The sequence below is a fragment of the Janthinobacterium sp. LM6 genome (assembly GCF_002002885.1).
Taxonomy (GTDB): Bacteria; Pseudomonadota; Gammaproteobacteria; order Burkholderiales; family Burkholderiaceae_D; genus Janthinobacterium; species Janthinobacterium kumbetense.
In genome coordinates this window covers 5,808,875-5,826,534 of sequence record NZ_CP019510.1, presented here as the reverse complement: position 1 = coordinate 5,826,534, position 17,660 = coordinate 5,808,875, and the positions used below count along the sequence as shown (strand labels likewise).

Below are 17,660 nucleotides of genomic sequence, written 5' to 3'. Positions count from 1 at the left end.
GTTTAGCCGCTTACTGGGTAACCAGGCTGACCTTGTCGATCACGAACGAGGTTTGCAGCGATGCGTCCTCGGTCGCGGCAAACGAGATCTGCACGGTCTGGCCCTTGTAGGCGATCAGGTCAAACGTGCGGATCTGGTAGCCGGCAGCCTTGTTCACGTTCGAGTACGAGGCCAGGGTGCCCAGCACCGTGCCGGCGCTGTTTTTCACGGTGACGACCAGCTTGTCGTACACGGTATTGCCCGTTTCAGCCGTGTCGATATGCAGCGCAAAGGTCAGGCTGGCGGACGTGGCGGCGGCCGGAATGGCCACGCTTTGCGTCAGCGATTCGCTGGCCGTGGCGCCATTGCCGCCCAGCCAGGCGTACTGCGTGCCTTCGTACGCGGTTTGCCCCGTAAACGTGCCGATGGCGCCCGTGGTGCCGCTCCAGCCCGTGGCGCCGGACTCGAAACCGCCGTTCGTCACGCGTTCGGTGGCGCTGCTCGTGCCCACCGTCAGCGTGGCGTTGTTCGATGTGGCCGTCACGGCGGGCGAGGAGGAATCCGTCACCGTGGCCTTGAAGACGGCGCCGCTGTCGGCCGCCACGGTCGTGAAGCTGTAGGCGGGCGACGTGGCGCCGCTGATCACGGCACCGTTGCGGTACCACTTGTAGGTGTACGGCGCCGTGCCGCCGCCCGCGCCCACGGCGAACGAGGCGGTGGCGCCCGGTGCGACGGTGATGCTGGCCGGCTGGCTGGTGATGGTCACCGCGCCGCCCGTGGTCGATTCATCGACGTCGGCGCCCACGTTGATGGCCGCATACGCGCGCTTGACGGCGATAGCCTCGGCGCTGCCCACGCCATACAGTTCCTCGGCTGCCTGCAGCACCTTGTTGCGCGCGTCGGCATAGTTGGTCGACGAGGTGAACTTGGTGGTGGCGGCCTTGAACCAGATGCGGTATGCCTTGTCGCTGCCGATACCGGTCATGGCCAGCGGGCTTTTGTTCAGGTACGAGCTGTAGTAGTCGCTGCTGGACGTGGAGTTCGAACCTTGCGACAGGAAGTAGAACATGCGGTTGTTCGGGCCGCTGCTGTAGTGGACGTCGAGGTTCTTGATGGTGCTGCTCCACGCATTCGGGCTGCTGCCATCCTTGCTTGGCTTGTACAGCCAGCGCAGCGGCTGGCCATTCTTGGCGATTTCCTTGCCCGTCATCCAATCGTTGCCCGTGTTGGGGATGCTGCTGCCCGTGCCGCCGGCGCGCGCATAGGCTTCCACCATCTCGCCCGCGATGTCCGAGCTCGATTCGTTCAAGCCGCCCGACTCTTGCGAGTAGATTAGGCCCGAGGTGGCGTCCGTGATGCCGTGGCCCATTTCGTGGCCGATCACGTCGATGGAACCGAGGTTGTTGAACGAGCTGCCGCCGTCGCCGATGTACATGCACTTGCAGCTGCTGTCGTAGTAGGCGTTGTCGTAGGCCGTGTTGACGTGGGCGGCGATGTGGGTAGCCGTGTTGTTGCCGTCCAGGCTGGACCAGCCCAGCACATTCTTGTGCGTGTCGTAGGTGTTCATCAGGCCCCACATCGCGTTCACGGCCGCCGTCTGGCCGTTGGCGTTGGTGGTGCTGCCGCCGTTGATGTACTGCTGGCCGTCGCCCCAGGTATTGCTGGTGCTGCTGTACACGCTGCCCGAGGTGGTGCCGTGGTTGGCATTCGTGATGGCCATGCCGCCGAAGCTGCCGCCCGTGCCGCGGCTCGGGTCCTTCATGGTGTAGGTGCTGCCCGTGAGCGTGGTGTTGAGCGGTACCTGGCCGTTGTACTGGCTGTTGCCGATGCCGGCGACGGTTTTCAGGGCTTTCCACTGGCGCAGGATGCGGCCATCCTTGGCGCTGACGACGGTGTCGTAGTAGACCGGCTTGCTGCCGCTGATCATGCGCGTCTGCACCAGATAGGCCAGCTCGTAGTGGTCGACCACGTCCTGCACGTCGAGGGCGTTCAGCGCGGCTTCCGACTTGTTCTCGGCGCCGGCCACGCGCACCGTTTTCATGACGGGGTAGATCAGCAGCTGCGCATGCGGCGGCACATGGTCGACGGCCTGCACGCCGATGCTTTTCACGGCAGCGGCGATGGCGGCGGCGGTGCTGACGGCCGGCGTGGTGTCGATGTCGGTGGTGGCGCTGCGGGTGACGGAATTGACGCCGCCGCTACCGAGGCCGGAAGCGCGGTCCGACACGGATTCGCTGACGATGTCGCCGGCGTTGTTGCTGACCACGACCGTCTCGGAACCGAAGACGGGCAAGCCCTTGTAGGTGTGCTGTACGCGGCTCACACGCGTGCCGCTGACGCCCGGATGCTGGGCGCCGACGGCAAAGCCATGCTCGGTATTCAGGCCGCGGCTGCGTGCCTGCGCGGCCAGCTTGTTGACCAGGCTGGCGTTCTCTTGTGGAGAGGCCAGGCTGACCGGGGCGGCCATCAGGGTCTGTGGCAGCGGCGTGGCGGCATCTGCCGTGGTGGCCATCAGCGGCAGGGCGGCGATGGATGCGGCAACTATCGTCAAACGTAAATTCATTTCTGCTCCATGGTATCGGTTAAGGAAATGGTGAATGAGCTGGCCGCGATGCCTGATGGCCACCCCGGCGTGCCTGGCGGCGGGCGGATAGCCTGCCGTTTTGTGGCGGCATGACGCCGGGTAGGGGGACACTAAACTTGTCGAGATCGCCATGTCAAAAAATTCAAGAAATGGGTCACTACGCGAATTTTTGTTAAGAATTGAACATTTATCGGCGCTGTATCGTTGGAAAGTTTGATCTACCACAAGCTGCAACTTTTGTTTTGGACTACTTCCCCTAATGGCGCGCTCTGTTGGAAAAACACTGTTGCATTTTCTAAATGTTGCGATCTACACTAGGTCTTCACGTGGTCCCCAGCGGATCACGCGAAGACAAAAAAAGCGCACGCGGCAATGACCGCGTCCAGATACAGCGCATCGGGAAAAAAATCGGGAGTTTCACATGACGTCAGTTCTGTTTTCTGCTGTTGGTTTCAGCCATTTCCCCTCTGGAGCGGCATTCATGCTGCATCCGCCTTCCTAGCCGCCGCTAACCGGCCCTTCCCCCGCGAGGGGGGCTTTTCAGCGAGTCCGACCGCGCCGCCCGGTGCGGCCGCTGGCGCAGTGCATCCTTTTTTCAGGAAGGGTTGCCGGCTCCTGGTGCGTGCACCGGAATCACCGGCCCGACGAACTATGCTTTCGATAGCGACCAAAGTGGAACAGATCGTGATGGAATCGGCTTTTCTCAGCGAGGGACTGGGCCGGGGCTTGCTCAACCTGTCGGAACTGGCGCGCCAGCTGCAGCCGCAATTGCAGAGCGACTTATGGAAACCGGTGGGCCAGGCCGCCGTGGTGATGGCGCTGCGCCGCCTGGCCGAACGCATGCCGCAGCAGAACAGCGGCGAGATCGTACTGGCGCACCGCGCGGGCGAACTGTCCACGCGCAGCGAACTGATGATTTTTACCTACCGTTACTCCGACCAGACGTATGCCTGCCAGCGCCAGTTGCTGGCGCTGGCCGCGCCCCAGCGGGGCACGTTCATTACCGTCACGCGCGGCGTCAACGAGGTGATGGTGATCTGCAGCCGCAGCCTGCATGCGCTGGTGGAAGAGGTTTTCGGCGAAGAGCAGGAGCTGGCGCGCCTCGAACGCGTGACGGCCGTGACCTTGCACCTGGCGCCCGAAACCTGCTACACGCCGGGCGTGTATCACGCCATTCTCAAGCGCCTGGCGTGGGAGCGCATCAATCTGATCAACATCATCTGCACCTATACGGAGCTGACCTTGCTGCTGGAGGCCTCGCAGACGGGGGCCGCCTTTGCCGTGCTGTCGAAAATCGTCGCCCAATGAAAAACGCCCCGCTGCAGCGATGCAGCGGGGCGCTGGCGGGACGCAGCCCGTTTATTTTTCCAGCTGCGTACGCACGCGGGCGATCGCGGCGCGTACCTGGCGGGGAGCGGTGCCGCCCACGTGGTCGCGCGCGGCGACGGAACCTTCCAGGGTCAGCACGGCAAACACGTCTTCGTCCGTCAGCGGGGAAAACGCGCGCAGCTGGGCCAAAGACAGGTCGGCCAGGTCGCAGCCGGCGTCGACGCAGGCGCGCACGGCCAGGGCTACCGCTTCATGGGCGTCGCGGAACGGCAAGCCCTTCTTGACCAGGTAGTCGGCCAGGTCGGTCGCCGTGGCATAACCCTGCAGGGCTGCCGCGCGCATCGCTTCCGGTTTCACCGTGATGCCGCCGGCCATGTCGGCGAAGATGCGCAGGGTGTCGATGACGGTGTCGACGGTGTCGAACAGCGGTTCCTTGTCTTCCTGGTTGTCCTTGTTGTAGGCCAGCGGCTGGCCTTTCATCAGGGTCAAGAGGCCAGTCAGGTGGCCATACACGCGACCCGTCTTGCCACGCGCCAGTTCCGGCACGTCAGGGTTTTTCTTTTGCGGCATGATCGACGAGCCGGTGCAGAAGCGGTCGGCGATGTCGATGAAGCCGATGCGTGGGCTCATCCAGATCACCAGTTCTTCGGCCATGCGCGACACGTGCATCATCAGCACGGCGGAGGCGGCGCAAAATTCGATGGCGAAATCGCGGTCCGACACGGCGTCGAGCGAGTTGTGGCAGACGTCGTCAAAGCCCAGCGTCTTGGCCACGCGCAGGCGGTCGATGGGGAAGGTGGTGCCGGCCAGGGCGGCGGCGCCCAGCGGCAGGCGGTTGACGCGCTTGCGGCAATCGGCCATGCGCTCGGCGTCGCGGCCGAACATCTCGACATACGCCAGCATGTGGTGGCCGAAGGTGATCGGCTGGGCCACCTGCATGTGGGTAAAGCCCGGCATGATGGTGTCGGCATGCTGTTCGGCCAGGTCCGTCAGCGCGCTGCGGAACGTCGCCAGCAGGGCGGTGATGTCGTCGATGGCGGAGCGCACGTACAGGCGAATGTCTGTCGCTACCTGGTCGTTGCGCGAACGGCCCGTGTGCAAGCGCTTGCCCGCATCGCCTACCAGTTCGGTCAGGCGTTTTTCAATATTCAGGTGGACATCTTCCAGGTCCAGCAGCCATTCGAACTGGCCGGCGGCGATTTCCTGCGAGATTTGCGCCATGCCGCGCTGGATTTCCGCGTAGTCGGCCGGGCTGATGATGGCTTGCGCATGCAGCATTTCCGCATGGGCCAGCGAACCTTCGATGTCGAACAGCGCCAGGCGCTTGTCAAAAAATACAGAAGCTGTGTAGCGCTTGACGAGGTCCGAGACCGGTTCGGAAAACCGGGCCGACCAGGCTTCGCCCTTTTTGGAGAATTGATCAGTCATGAAAGAAGTCCTTTAGTGTAGGGCGATTATAAACAAGGTTGGCCGGTGGTAGGGCTTTTAGGGGCTTGCAGGGCGCTGAAATGGCCAGGATTGGGGCTGGCAAGCCTCAAATGCCACGGCGCGGGCACGTTGTGCGTTCCATCCGGGCTTTTTGTATTCTGTCCCGCGAATTGTGCGTTTGGTCGCAATCCGATGGCGGTTCAGCGGGGATCGGCCTACAGTTCAATCATCGCAGCACACAACCAGCCACCCAAAGGACATCATCATGAACATCGCTAAAAACATGGAAGCCATCTTCGTCGCCATCATCGCCATCGCCGCCGCCACCAGCCTGGCGACCGCCGCCGTGCCGAAGTTCCGCGCTGCGCCGGCACCCATTGCCGCCAGTGCCGAGCAAGTCACCATGCACACCGTGTACGTCAGCGCCAAGCGCCTGAGCGCCGAAGAAAAAGCCGCCCTGTAAGCGTGGCCGTGCCATGCAGGCAGTAGCAGTACATCGCAGTATCTTGTCACAGGCAATTCGAACGGGCGGCGCCCCCGGTTCTCTCCAGCCCAGGTGACAGCAGCAATCCACAACACAGCGTAGCAACAGGCGGAACGCACGCTTCCAGCCAGGCACCCTATTTTTTTTATCAGCCAGCCATCATCAGCCATCGGCATCGCGCCGGCGGCAGCGGACAGCCACGCCTAGCGCATTTCGTCCAGCGCCCAGCGCACTTCGCTGGCCACGTCGGGAATGGGATCGTTCAAGCAGCTTTGCAGCATGGGAATGGCGGTGCCGGCTTGCAAGTCGCCCAGCGCATGCGCCACGCGGCGGCGCACCAGAGCGTCGTTGTCGCCCAGCATGGCGATCATCGGCGCCAGCCAGCGCCGCTCGCCCATGTCGCCCAGCGCAGCGGCAGCCTCGGCGCGCACCGCGGCGTCGCGATCGGCCAGCAGCGCCGCCACCGCGGGTGCCGTTTCCGTAAAACGCATTTCACCGAAGGCCCAGACGGCAAGCTGGCGTACGACAGGCTGCGGGTCGCGCAAGGCCAGCAGCAGCGCCGGTATGGCGGCGCGCTGGCGGAACGATTCCGTCTCGGCCGCATGGCGCAGCGTGTAGTCCCTGGTGCGCATCGCGCTGGCAAGCCGGGTGAAATTCGGGTTGTCGAGCGCTTGCAGCAAGGCGACCGGGTCTTGCTGCCGGCTGTCGGGACCCGGCAGCAGGCTGTCCGGCCACAGCACCCGTTCCCCTTGCAGCGTGATACTGCCGATCACGCACACCAGCGCCACGGTGGACAGCATGCCGCTCCACCATTGACGCAGCGTGACGCGCCCGCGCGGGCGATGGGCTTCCAGCAGCGCCGCGATGCGTGCGCCCAGCATGGCGCCGCGGCTGGCAATGCGATTGGCCATGCTCGCTGCCGGCTTGCCTGCCGTTCCTGCGCCGAAGGCCTGGCGCGACACCGTGAGCAGGGTGTGGGCATAACGCGATGGCGTGGCGCCGGCAGCCAGCACCGCATCATCGGCAGCGCATTCCGTATCGTGTTCGAACATGCGCAACAGCGGATACATCAGCGGGTGCCACCAGTACAGGGCAAGCAGCACGCGCGCCAGCAGCAGCATGGGCCAGTCATGGGTGCGGATATGCGCCAGTTCGTGGGCCAGCACGGCATCGGCCTGTGCGTTGCCGGTGCTGTGCCGGTCCAGCACGATGACGGGTTGACGCCAGCCCCAGCTGTATGGCGATGCGGCCGTAGCGGAGACCAGCAGGCGCACGGGGCGGCGCAGGCCCAGCGACCGATGCAGCCTTTGCAGGGCCGTTGTCCATGCCGGCGCTTCGAGCACCTGTGCGGCGATGCTCGCCTGGTGCAGGCGCACCAGGTTCAGCGCCAGGCGCAGCAGGTGGCATGCCACGCCGACGGCATACGCGGCCAGCAGCCAGCGGCCCAGCCATGCGGCACGTGCCGGGGCAGCTACGGCTGCGTCGATGTCGGGCAGTGCGGCCGTCGTCACGCCGGCGGGAATGCGCAGAGGAGGATCGAGCAGGGCCGACAGGGCCAGCGGCATGCGCATGGGCAGCTGCGGCAGCCATAGCCAGAACAAGGGCATCAACAGCAGCGCCACCAGGCCGCAGCGCGTGGCAAACACGCGGCGCGAGGCAGATGCGCGGTGCAGCAGGCGCAGCATGCAGAGCAGCAGCACGACCGTCACGCTATGCTTCAACAGCAGCTGCGCGAGGTCGGTTCCCGCCATCAGCGGCCTTCCTGGCGTGCCTTCGCGATCATCGCTTCGAGATCATCGAGCTCCTTCGCACTCAGTTCGCCGGACATGCCGAGCAAGGCCGTCGCGGCGCTGGCCTTGGAGTTGTTGAAAAAGGTGCCGACCAGTTTTTTCAGCGCCGACTCGCGCACCTGCGCCTGCGGCGCCACGGCGCTGTACAAATAGCGCTGGCCATCGACGCGATGCTGCAGTACGCCCTTCGTTTCCAGGCGCGCCAGCATGGCGCGCACCGCCGAATTGCTCAAGTCCGGGCCCAGTGCTTCCTGGATTTGCGACGCGGTGGCTTCCTGCAGCCGGTACACGCATTCGACGACCTGGCGCTCGCGCGGTGCCAGGTCTTCCAGTCCGTACATCTCGGCGGGGACAGTGGCTAAGGGTTTCTTTTTCATGGTGATTTCAATGCTTGCTCTGCTTGTGAAAGATGCTGGCGGTAGCCGGCCATTGCCTGTTCGCGTGCACCGTTGGCCTGTCCCAGCGCAAGCGCCCGCGTGAACTCGCGCTGCGCTTCCGCAGGGCGGGCGTCCGCCAGCAAGGCTTCGCCGTAGCTGTCCGCGGCATTGTCGGACTGCGCGTGAGCCTGGTTATTGTACGCCAGCACCAGCGTGGCCAGCGCCGTCTGCTTCGCTCTGGTCAGCAGGTCGAAACCCAGCGTATTGATCTCCGCTTCGCTCAGGGCGCTGTCCCGCAGCGCGAGCGCGATGCGGCTTGCGGCCGCGTCGTTCTGCTGCTCGCCCAGCAAGGCGGCGCTGTGCTCCAGTTCCCCCATCAGTTTTTGTCTGGCCTGCGCCCTGGCCACGCGTGCGGCGCCCTGCGTGGCCAGGGTCATGACCTGGCCGATGGCGGCAACGACCAGCTCCGGCTCCTGCATCTGGATGCCATGGCCACTGTTCGGCGTGAAGACGTGCGCGCCGCTGGAAAACTGGCTGAGGAAGGCGGCGTGCCGCTCGCGCTTGATCTTGACGATGGCCGGCGTCTCCTGGAAAAAGTCCGAACCGGCACGCGCCTGCACGGATGTAAGGAGCACCGCCGGCACGTCGGGCAGTGCCGGCATCGCCGGCAGCTTGCCCGCATCGAGGATGGCCTGGACCGTCTGCAGCTCGCCCTGCCACTTGGCCGGGATGCTGGCAGCGAGCATGCGCTGGTCCTGCTGCACGCGCGCCGGATCGATGCGCTTGAGAGCGGCCTCCAGTCCTTCATCCGCAGGGTCGACAAAGACCAGGCCCGCGATACGCTGCGGATGCGTGGCCGCGAAATAGCGGATCAGGAAGCCGCCATAGGAATGACCCACCAGGATCAGCGGTCCCTCCACCTTGCGCAGGCGCAGCACGTCGGCCAACTCGGCGACGCTTTGCTCCATGCTGAGCGGCTGCGGGCGCGCCGGCGACTCGCCGTAGCCGGCGCGCGAGTAGAGCAGCACCGCCGCCTTCTTCGCCACCTCCGGCGCCACCTTGCGCCATACCGACAGGTCGCTGGCGAAGCCCGCCTCGAAGACGACGGTATATGGTCCGGTGCCAGCCTGCGCCACGTGCAGCGGATGCCCGCCGACGCTGACCATGCCGTCAAAATCGGCGGCGACGGCCGGCGTTGTCAGGACGGCGGCAGACAGCAGGCCACTTCCATGCGAATGAGAGCATCGTTTTCCTTGGTGATTGAGTTGGCTACAAATGTAGCATGCCACATTTGTAGCACCCTTGCAAGCAATGCAGGCGGCGGCTTGTCCGCCGCAGGGAACGGCGTCCAGCCAGCCTTCCTGCCTTTCATCGGGCCGGTTGGCATTCTGTCCCTTCTTTTGGGCGGTTGGTCGCAAGCCGCTGGAGATGGCCGGCCGATGCGCCTACAGTTCCATCATCGCAGCAGACAACCCGCCACCCAAAGGAACCGTCATGAACATCGCTAAAAACATGGAAGCCATCTTCGTTGCCGTCATCGCCATCGCCGCTGCTACCAGCCTGGCCACCGCCGCCGTGCCGAAGTTCCGCGCCGCGCCGGCATCCATGATCGCCAGCGCCGATCAAGCCACCATGCACACCGTGCATGTCAGCGCCAAGCGCCTGAGCGCGGAAGAAAAAGCCGCTCTGTAAGGATGAAGGCAACACGACAGACTGGATATCGGACCCTGATCCCATGACCTCAAATTTTTTCTGGCCTCTGCTTGCCATATCGTTCTCGGCGACTGCTGCGCCCATGCCGGAGGCATTCAGCCCGGCACCTTGCGAGACGGGTATTTTTCGCCTGGACCAGACGGGCTTTGTCGCCCTCACCAAGGGGGCGAAAGGCTATGGCTATACCTTCAGCGACGGGACCGTTGGCAACACGCAGGATGCCGGCGCGTTGCTCGCGTGCGGAAAGGACGCCGTGCTTGTCAACGGCAAGGAACGCTGGCCGAAAGTGGCTTTGGCCGAAGCAGATACGCGCTTTGAATCGCATGGCGTCATGCTGGCAGGCCGTCTGATGGAAGCGCCGGGCGCCGGCAAGGACACGCCACTGGTCGTGTATGCCCATGGTTCCGAAAGCAGCGGCTGGATCGACCGCGCGCGCGACCCTTATCAGATGGTGGGACGGGGCGTGTCCGTTTTCGTGTATGACAAGCGCGGTACCGGGCTGTCCGAAGGCGAATATACGCAGAATTTTCCGCGCCTGGCCGATGACCTGGTGGCCGCGTCGCGCGAAGCAAAACGGCTGGCGCAAGGACGTTACGGCCGCTTCGGCCTGATGGGCGTGAGCCAGGGCGGCTGGATCGCCCCACTGGCGCAGGCGCGCGCCAAGGCGCACTTTCTCGGCATCGGCTATGGCCTGGTGACCGATATCACGGAGCAGGATGCGGCGCAGGTTGCCAGGGAACTGCAGGGCAAGGGCTATGGCGGCGACGTCATCGCCAAGGCCAGGACGGTGACGGATATCACGGCCAGAATCGTCAAGTCCGGCTACAAGGATGGCTTGGACGACCTGTCGGCATTCCAGCAGCAGTTTGGCAAGGAACCGTGGTTTGCCCTCATCAAGGGCGGCTACACGGGCGTGTTGCTGGGCATGCCGGCCGATGAGCTGCGCAAGAATGGCATACCGCGGTTCGACAAGCTCGATATCGACTGGTCGCTCGATCCCGTGCAGGTCGCGCGGCAAGTCACGGTGCCGCAGCTGTGGGCCTTGGCAGAGGATGACCGCCAGGCGCCGCCGGCCGTTACCGTCGAGCGCCTGACGGCGTTGCGCGGCCAGGGCCAGGCTATTTCTGTCTACCTTTTCCCGCAGGCCGATCACGGTATGCGCAGCTATGTTCAGGCGCCCGATGGAACGCGCAAGCCTACCGTCATCACGCCCGGGTTTTACGACCTGATGGCCGACTGGGCGAAGGGCGGCATCCATGGTGCCTACGGACAGGCGTACCGCAAATAACGCCACGGCGACGGCGCGTGGCCGTGGTTATTGCCAGTGCATCAGGCAGGGCGGAATCAAGAGCAGGAGCGCCAGCGCCAGGTAAATCAGCTGCAGCGGGATCATCCACTTGGCCCACGTAATCCAGGGCACGCGCGCCAGCGCCAGCACGCCGACGGTGATGCCGGACGTGGGAATCATCGGCGTGGTGAATTCGCCGAACTGGAAGGCCAGGATGGCCGTCTGGCGCGTCACGCCTACCAGGTCGGCCAGCGGCGCCATGATGGGCATGGTGAGAGCCGCCTGGCCGCTGCCGGAATGGATGAAGAAGTTGATCACCGACTGCATGAAGAACATCTTTTGCGCGGCGAAGACGGGACTCGACGAGGCCACCAGGGGCGTCAATGCATGCAATATGGTGTCGATGATCTGCGCGTCGCGCGCCAGGATCATGGTGCCGCGCGCCAGCGCGATGACCAGCGCCACGCTGACCATGTCACGCGCGCCCTGCACGAAAGACGCCACCAGGCTGTCCATGTCGAGCCGGCCGACCAGGCCGACGACGATGGCCATCACCAGAAACAGGGCGGCAATTTCATCGATGAACCAGTCGTATTTGACGACGCCGACGACCATCGTCAGCAAGGTCGCCATGAAAATCCACAGCACGGCGCGGTGCGTGCGCGTCATGCCGGCAAAGCTGTCGAGGTCCATCGAGTGCTCGCCGCGCTTTTCGATGTCGAGCAAGTAGGTGGGGCTTTTTTCCGGATGGCGCTTGATGCGGGCCGCGTACCACATCAAAAACACGATGCTGACGGCCGTGGCGATGGCCCACACGATCAGGCGATAGCCGATACCGGAAAAGATCGGCACGCCGGCGATGCCCTGCGCGATGCCGACGTTGAACGGATTTAAAAAGGCGGCGGAAAAGCCCACCTGCGAGCCGATGAAGGGAATCGACACGCCCGTGATGGTGTCATAGCCCAGGGCCAGCGCCAGCGGCACGAAGATCAGGATGAAGGGAATGGCTTCCTCGTTCATGCCGAAAGTGGCGCCGCCGAGCGAGAACATGGTGAAGAAGACGGGGATGATGGCGGCGCGCACGAAGCGCGAACTGGTGTGCGCCTTGGCGATGGCCTTGATCAGGGAGTCGAAGGCTTCCGTCTTTTGCAGCACGGCGAAGGCGCCGCCGACGATCAGCACGAAGCCGATGATCAGGCTGGCGTCGACGAAGCCCTTGATGGGCGCCATCATCAGGGCGGCGAGTCCCTGTGGCTTGTTGTCCACGTAGTGAAACGTGCCGGGGATGATCAGCTGCTTGCCGTTCACCAGTTGCGTGTCGAATTTCCCGCCCGGCACCAGCCACGTCGCCAGAGCGATCATGGCCAGGATGCCGCACAGCAGGACGAAGGTATTGGGGAGCTTGAATTTTCTCATGGCGCTTTTTTGTGACATTTATTGGCTCAGCAGGCTGCCGCCGCGGAAAGCGACAGCGCCTGCGACCTTGCCGACGTTCATGCCGCGCAGGACGTGGCGGTGCGCGCTGCGCGCAAAGAAGACGCCGGCGACGGTGCAGCGCAAGGTCGTCGTCTCGCCGCTGACAGGGTCGATCAGGTCGGCCACCGCGTCGCCGGCGGCCAGCACCTCGCCCATTTCGCGCAGGTAGACCAGCACGCCGTGATGCGGCGCGAGGATCGGTTCCACGCCGGCCAGCGGCGTCGGCTGGCATTGCGGCGCGGGCAGGTCGTCGCCGGCGCCGGGGATGTCCAGCACGCCCTCGATGGCGAGAAAGCGCAGCAGGGCGGCGGCGTCGCGTTCGGCCAGGGCGTAGCTCACCTCCACTTCGCCGCGCAGTTCGACGGTGGTCGACAGGCAGGCGGCGGGAATCGGATAGCGGCCCTGGAAGTGCGCGTCGAGATCCCACCACAATCGGCTGCAGGCTTCGTCGAACGGTTCTTCGCCGGCCGCCAGTTCCAGCAGCACGGCGCGCGCGCCCAGCAACGCGGACAGGGGCGCGATCTGCGCCGCCAGCGGCGTGCCCGTGTAAATGTGCAGGGCCGCTTCGTTATCGCAATGCAGGTCGAGCACGATGTCGGCGTCGATGGCCATGCCCAGCAGGGTTTTCTTCAGCGATTCCGCATCCGTGCCCGGCCGCCAGGCGGCGACGGCGGCGCGCGCATGCTCGCGTATCAGCGCCACGTTGGCTTGCGCATCCTGTCCCAGTTGGCCGTCGAGCGTGGTTTTCAGTTCATCGGCCACATGGCGGTAGGCGCGGTTGAAGTTGATGCCGGTGGTCAGGTCGAAGCGGCCGAACGGCGCGCCATGGATGGCTTGCGCCAGGCCGATCGGATTGGCGGCCGGCACCAGGATGATTTCGCCATGCACCTTGCCGGCTGCCTCCAGCGCCAGCAGTTCGCGGCGCAGGAATTGCGACACCAGCATGCCCGGCACTTCATCCGCATGCAGCGCCGCCTGGATGTACACCTTCTTGCCGCTGCGGCTAGCGGCGGCTGCACTGCCGAAGTGGAAGCTGCTCAATTGGCACGCTACGCTGGCGTGCGCGGTGGAGATGGGATGCTGTTGTACTTGCATGATGAATTCGCCCCAAAACGGGGCGCGGTTGATGGATTCCGGTCGATTATGTAGCAATATTTTCACGAAGTAAATCAATGAAAATCCTTTTACAAATATTTGTTGAGTTTTCTTTTTGATATGAGTACAGTAAGTTCCAGCGACCCGATTTCGCCTTCCGCCAGTGATCCGCAGTGTCCAAGAATACAGGCCGCCAGTGATATGAAAGCATCCGCCAGTCCTGCCAGAAGCAGCGCCCCCACGCCACTTGCCACCACGCTGGCGTCGCCCGATGCCGCGTTCGCGCAATCGCCGCTGGGGCAGGCGCTGATGCACGTGCTGGCGAGCGGCTCGGCGTCGCAGCGGCAGATCGCCGATTACCTGCTGCGCAACCAGATGCGCGTCATTGCGCTGGGCATCGAGGAATTGGCCGACAGCTGCCAGGTGTCGACGGCCACCATCAGCCGCTTCGCGCGCGACATCGGCCAGAAGAATTATTCGGCCATGCGCGGCGCCATGGCCGAAACCCTGCAATCGCTGTTGCAGCCCGTCGACAAATTGCGCCGCACGATAGAGCGGCGCGCGCGCGCCACCTCGCCCGTCACGGAAAGCCTGGAATATGCGGCCGCGAACATCGCCGCCACGTCCGGTGCCCTGTCGCCGCACGCCATGCAGGCCGTGGTGCGCCGCCTGACGCGCGCCAAAGTGGTGTATGTGATGGGCTTTGGCCTGTCGGCCAACCTGGCCGGCATGCTGGTGCAGCATCTGCAGCCGTTTTGCCCGCACGTGGTGGAAGTGGTGGGCATCGGCGGTTCGGAAGTGGCGGCTGGCCACCTGGTCAACCTGACGGCGCAGGACGTGCTGGTGGTGATCTCGTTCCCCCGTTACACGCTCGACTGCATCGGCCTGGCCAGCTTCGCGCGCGACCGCGGCGCCTGCATCGTGGCGCTCACCGACGCGCCCGCGTCGCCTCTTGCCGAACTGGCCGATCACGCGCTGTATGCGCAAAGCACGCATCCCGTCCTGCCCAGCAGCGCCAGTACGGCGCTGGCCATGATCGAGGCGCTGGCCGTGGCGCTGATGGTGTCGAACAAGAAGAATGTTGACAAAGCGGCCCGCCTGAGCGAAGTCATCGCCGCCTATCTGTACGGCGGCGAGCATGGCGTGCAGGCCACCCGGAAAACAGCGGTAAAGCAGCGCAAGGCAGTACAAAAATCATGATAAAAATCAGACATACACCATCGGGGAGAGATGCAATGCACATGAAAAGACAGGTGGGTCGTTCCGTATTGCCACGCGAGTCGGCGCTGGCGCATGCCGTGCGCCTGGCGCTGGGGGCCGTGGGCTTGTCGGCGGCGCTGGGCATGCTGGCCGGCGCCGCGCAGGCGCAGGAACAGGATGCAGAACCGACGCAGAAAAAAATGCAGCGCGTGGAAATCACTGGGTCGGCCATCAAGCGGCTGGAATCGGAGACGGCGCTGCCGGTGCAGATCATCACGCGCGCCGAGATCGACAAGGCGGGCGTGACGACGGCGGCCGAGCTGATGGCGCGCGTGTCGGCCAACGTGGGCGGCCTGACCGATGGCGTCAGCATCAACGTGGGCGGCGACCAGCGCGGCTTCAACAGCGCCAACCTGCGCGGCGTGGGCACGTCGTCGACCCTGGTGCTGCTCAATGGCCGGCGCATGGCCAACTTTGCCTCGCCCGGCGACGATGCGGGCGTGGACCTGAACAACATCCCCGCCGCCGCCCTGCAGCGCGTGGAAGTGCTGCTCGACGGCGCCTCGGCCCTGTACGGCACGGACGCCATCGGCGGCGTCATCAATTTTATTACGCGCAAGGATTACCAGGGCGTGGAGTTGAACGTCTACGGCAGCGGCACGCAGGAAGGTGGGGCCGGCAAGCGCACGGCCAGCATCACGGCCGGCACGGGCGACATGGCCACGGATGGCTACAATATCTTTGCCGTGGTCGACCTGCAAAAAACCGACCGCCTGAGCACGTCGCAGCGCAAGTTCATTCCGAATCTGCATGTGGCGGAACGCCTCGGCCATTTGTTGTCCAGCTATACCAGTCCGGCGAATATCCGCCTCTCCAGCGACCAGCGCGACTACCTGCAGGAACAGGGCTTCCTGCTCAATGGCCAGCCGATCACGAATCGTCTCGTCAACCTGTCGATTCCCGGCTGCAGCGGTCCCGCCAATGTGTACCTGCCGGCGGGCACGGGCGGCGTCGATGCGTGTACCTATAACTATATGGGCGATACCGAGCTGTATCCCAAGACGGACAAGCAGAATCTGCTGACGCGCGGCGTGCTGAAATTGAACGATGACCACCAGCTGTATGCGGAGGTGGCGTTGAGCCGTGCGCGCAGCTATTATGTGGGATCGACGGCGCGGCCGGACGGCGAAATCGACGCCAGCATGGTGCCGCAGCTGAGCGCCGCCGGGCTGACCGGCACGCTGGCCCTGCGCATCCGCCTGAACGAAGCGGGCATGCGCACCAGCGAGTTGACGAGCGAAAGCCAGCGTTACGTGGTCGGTGCCACCGGCACCGTCGGCGGCTGGGATTACGACGTGGGCTTGAATCACAGCGTCAACGTGGTCAGGGACAAGGACACGCACGGCTATCTTCTGGCCGACCAGCTACAGAAGGGCATCACGGATGGCACCATCAATCCGTTCGGCCCCTCCAGCGCGGCGGGCAAGGCGCTGCTCGAGAGCATCCAGGTCAACGACGAAGTGCGGCATGCGCGCGGCGTCATGGACTCGTTCGACTTCAAGGTGTCGCGCGCATTGATGCCCATGGGCGGCGGCGACCTGGCGCTGGCCGTGGGCGGCGAAGTGCGGCGCGAACGCACGGACTTCCGGCCATCCGCATTGCTGATGAGTAATAACATCACCAACGATGACGCGCCGGAAGGCGGCGTGGCCACCAGCGACAGCCGCAATGTAAAGGCCATCTACGGCGAACTGCTGCTGCCGTTTACCAAGCAGTGGCAGGCGCAGCTGTCGGGCCGCTACGACCATTACCAGCAGGTGGGCGGCGCCCTCAGTCCGAAGATCGGGCTGAGCTACATGCCCAGCAAGCAGGTGCTGCTGCGCGCCTCGGCCGGCAAGGGCTTTCGCGCGCCGTCGATGTCGGACCTGCACCGTCCCACCGTCTACAGCCAGACGGCGACCCTGCCCGATCCCGTCTACTGCGAAGCCGAGGACAACGACTACTCGATTTGCGCCGACAACTGGCGTACGCGCCGCTACAGCAACGACAAGCTGAAACCGGAGCGCAGCCGCCAGTTCACGGCCGGCCTGGTGCTCGAACCGAGCCAGCACTGGACCTTCAGTGCCGATTACTGGAACATCAAGCGCACGGACCTGATCAGCGAAATCGGCGACGACATCATCCTCGGCAACCTGGCCAAGTATGGCGACCTGGTGCACCGCGATGAAGACAATGAAATCCGCTATATCGAGCTGCGCAAGGAGAACCGCGGCGCGCAAAAGGCCGCGGGTATCGACTTGACGGCCGATCTGCATGGCGTGCAAACGGCCTGGGGACGCTTTGGCGGCCACCTGAGCGGCACCTATGTGCTCGATTCAAGCATCCAGACCAGTCCCGGCGACGTCTTTATCAGCAACCTGAACAAGTTCGTCACGGATGGCGTGGTGCAGCGCTGGCGCCACACGATCACCCTCGACTGGGACAATGGCCCGTATTCGGCGAGCCTGTCGAACACCTATTCGAGCAGCTACGATGACCAGAACTCGGCCATCAACACGGACGACGGCAGCGTCGTCAAGCCGAACCGGGTGAAGGCGTATACCTTGTGGGACATGTCGGGCGCGTATGCCGTCAGCAAGCAGTTCAAGCTGCGCGCGGGCATACAGAATCTGTTCAATACCAGTCCGCCGTACTCGAACCAGGCCTACTATTTCCTCTCCGGCTATGACCCGACTTACGCGGACCCGCGCGGCCGGCGCTTCTATGCCAGCGCCAATTACAGCTTCAAGTAAGCAGTTTTACATAGAAGCGTGGAGATAGCGCAACAACGTTGTCATATGCAGCAAGTAGTATCGTAGTGCGATGGCGTTGGATTGCAAGCAGCAGTTTTGGCAGCAAGGGCGCGTGCCTGTATCAA

General features: G+C 64.2%; 13 protein-coding genes. 6 read left to right on the top strand and 7 right to left on the bottom strand.

The window, feature by feature from the left end:
• Nucleotides 1-10: 10 nt before the first annotated feature.
• The gene (locus tag BZG29_RS25555) at nucleotides 11-2,542 is read right to left on the bottom strand and encodes a M4 family metallopeptidase (RefSeq protein WP_077408566.1); all 2,532 of its coding nucleotides are present in this window, start codon (nucleotides 2,540-2,542) and stop codon (nucleotides 11-13) included.
• 672 nt (nucleotides 2,543-3,214) lie between these two features.
• On the opposite strand from BZG29_RS25555, the gene BZG29_RS25550 reads away from it, so the two are divergent.
• A complete protein-coding gene (locus BZG29_RS25550) occupies nucleotides 3,215-3,871 on the top strand; it encodes a hypothetical protein (protein ID WP_077408565.1) in 657 nt (218 codons plus the stop codon).
• 51 nt (nucleotides 3,872-3,922) lie between these two features.
• Here the strand turns inward: BZG29_RS25550 and argH are convergent, their stop codons facing one another.
• Nucleotides 3,923-5,320: an argininosuccinate lyase gene (gene argH, locus BZG29_RS25545; RefSeq protein WP_077408564.1), complete on the bottom strand. Its 1,398-nt coding sequence runs from the start codon at nucleotides 5,318-5,320 to the stop codon at nucleotides 3,923-3,925.
• Between the two features lie 265 nt (nucleotides 5,321-5,585).
• On the opposite strand from argH, the gene BZG29_RS25540 reads away from it, so the two are divergent.
• Nucleotides 5,586-5,783 (top strand): hypothetical protein, encoded by a 198-nt coding sequence (locus tag BZG29_RS25540; protein ID WP_077408563.1) that lies wholly within the window; start codon nucleotides 5,586-5,588, stop codon nucleotides 5,781-5,783.
• A gap of 224 nt (nucleotides 5,784-6,007) precedes the next feature.
• Here BZG29_RS25540 and BZG29_RS25535 read toward each other — a convergent pair whose 3' ends face one another.
• From BZG29_RS25535 to BZG29_RS25525, 3 genes are read right to left on the bottom strand one after another with little or no spacing between them, the layout of a single operon-like run.
• Nucleotides 6,008-7,555, bottom strand: coding sequence for a HEAT repeat domain-containing protein (locus BZG29_RS25535; protein ID WP_077408562.1), 1,548 nt, complete (start codon nucleotides 7,553-7,555; stop codon nucleotides 6,008-6,010).
• Nucleotides 7,555-7,971 carry a BlaI/MecI/CopY family transcriptional regulator gene (locus BZG29_RS25530; protein WP_077408561.1) on the bottom strand — a complete coding sequence of 139 codons (417 nt, stop codon included), beginning with the start codon at nucleotides 7,969-7,971 and terminating at the stop codon, nucleotides 7,555-7,557. Before BZG29_RS25530 ends, BZG29_RS25535 begins: the two co-directional genes overlap by 1 nt.
• Nucleotides 7,968-9,137: an alpha/beta fold hydrolase gene (locus tag BZG29_RS25525; RefSeq protein WP_077408560.1), complete on the bottom strand. Its 1,170-nt coding sequence runs from the start codon at nucleotides 9,135-9,137 to the stop codon at nucleotides 7,968-7,970. Before BZG29_RS25525 ends, BZG29_RS25530 begins: the two co-directional genes overlap by 4 nt.
• A gap of 328 nt (nucleotides 9,138-9,465) precedes the next feature.
• Between BZG29_RS25525 and BZG29_RS25520 the strand changes: the two genes are divergently transcribed.
• Nucleotides 9,466-9,663, top strand: coding sequence for a hypothetical protein (locus BZG29_RS25520; RefSeq protein ID WP_077408559.1), 198 nt, complete (start codon nucleotides 9,466-9,468; stop codon nucleotides 9,661-9,663).
• Nucleotides 9,664-9,766: 103 nt separating this feature from the next.
• Nucleotides 9,767-10,972 carry an alpha/beta hydrolase gene (locus BZG29_RS25515; protein ID WP_171985105.1) on the top strand — a complete coding sequence of 402 codons (1,206 nt, stop codon included), beginning with the start codon at nucleotides 9,767-9,769 and terminating at the stop codon, nucleotides 10,970-10,972.
• A gap of 27 nt (nucleotides 10,973-10,999) precedes the next feature.
• Here the strand turns inward: BZG29_RS25515 and BZG29_RS25510 are convergent, their stop codons facing one another.
• Nucleotides 11,000-12,388: a YfcC family protein gene (locus BZG29_RS25510; protein WP_077409290.1), complete on the bottom strand. Its 1,389-nt coding sequence runs from the start codon at nucleotides 12,386-12,388 to the stop codon at nucleotides 11,000-11,002.
• Between the two features lie 18 nt (nucleotides 12,389-12,406).
• Complete coding sequence (locus BZG29_RS25505; RefSeq protein ID WP_077409289.1) at nucleotides 12,407-13,543, bottom strand: succinylglutamate desuccinylase/aspartoacylase family protein; 1,137 nt, start codon at nucleotides 13,541-13,543, stop codon at nucleotides 12,407-12,409.
• A gap of 201 nt (nucleotides 13,544-13,744) precedes the next feature.
• On the opposite strand from BZG29_RS25505, the gene BZG29_RS25500 reads away from it, so the two are divergent.
• Together BZG29_RS25500 and BZG29_RS25495 are read left to right on the top strand one after the other, a co-directional pair.
• Nucleotides 13,745-14,743, top strand: a complete 999-nt coding sequence (locus BZG29_RS25500) for a MurR/RpiR family transcriptional regulator (protein ID WP_077408557.1) — start codon at nucleotides 13,745-13,747, stop codon at nucleotides 14,741-14,743.
• 35 nt (nucleotides 14,744-14,778) lie between these two features.
• Nucleotides 14,779-17,535, top strand: a complete 2,757-nt coding sequence (locus tag BZG29_RS25495) for a TonB-dependent receptor (RefSeq protein WP_077408556.1) — start codon at nucleotides 14,779-14,781, stop codon at nucleotides 17,533-17,535.
• Nucleotides 17,536-17,660: the final 125 nt, after the last annotated feature.

What these genes read in the sequence shown, in the direction of transcription:
- BZG29_RS25555 (WP_077408566.1), bottom strand. Translation starts at nt 2,542, where the DNA reads ATGAATTTACGTTTGACGATAGTTGCCGCATCCATCGCCGCCCTGCCG.
- BZG29_RS25550 (WP_077408565.1), top strand. Translation starts at nt 3,215, where the DNA reads ATGCTTTCGATAGCGACCAAAGTGGAACAGATCGTGATGGAATCGGCT.
- argH (WP_077408564.1), bottom strand. Translation starts at nt 5,320, where the DNA reads ATGACTGATCAATTCTCCAAAAAGGGCGAAGCCTGGTCGGCCCGGTTT.
- BZG29_RS25540 (WP_077408563.1), top strand. Translation starts at nt 5,586, where the DNA reads ATGAACATCGCTAAAAACATGGAAGCCATCTTCGTCGCCATCATCGCC.
- BZG29_RS25535 (WP_077408562.1), bottom strand. Translation starts at nt 7,555, where the DNA reads ATGGCGGGAACCGACCTCGCGCAGCTGCTGTTGAAGCATAGCGTGACG.
- BZG29_RS25530 (WP_077408561.1), bottom strand. Translation starts at nt 7,971, where the DNA reads ATGAAAAAGAAACCCTTAGCCACTGTCCCCGCCGAGATGTACGGACTG.
- BZG29_RS25525 (WP_077408560.1), bottom strand. Translation starts at nt 9,137, where the DNA reads ATGGTCAGCGTCGGCGGGCATCCGCTGCACGTGGCGCAGGCTGGCACC.
- BZG29_RS25520 (WP_077408559.1), top strand. Translation starts at nt 9,466, where the DNA reads ATGAACATCGCTAAAAACATGGAAGCCATCTTCGTTGCCGTCATCGCC.
- BZG29_RS25515 (WP_171985105.1), top strand. Translation starts at nt 9,767, where the DNA reads ATGCCGGAGGCATTCAGCCCGGCACCTTGCGAGACGGGTATTTTTCGC.
- BZG29_RS25510 (WP_077409290.1), bottom strand. Translation starts at nt 12,388, where the DNA reads ATGAGAAAATTCAAGCTCCCCAATACCTTCGTCCTGCTGTGCGGCATC.
- BZG29_RS25505 (WP_077409289.1), bottom strand. Translation starts at nt 13,543, where the DNA reads ATGCAAGTACAACAGCATCCCATCTCCACCGCGCACGCCAGCGTAGCG.
- BZG29_RS25500 (WP_077408557.1), top strand. Translation starts at nt 13,745, where the DNA reads ATGAAAGCATCCGCCAGTCCTGCCAGAAGCAGCGCCCCCACGCCACTT.
- BZG29_RS25495 (WP_077408556.1), top strand. Translation starts at nt 14,779, where the DNA reads ATGCACATGAAAAGACAGGTGGGTCGTTCCGTATTGCCACGCGAGTCG.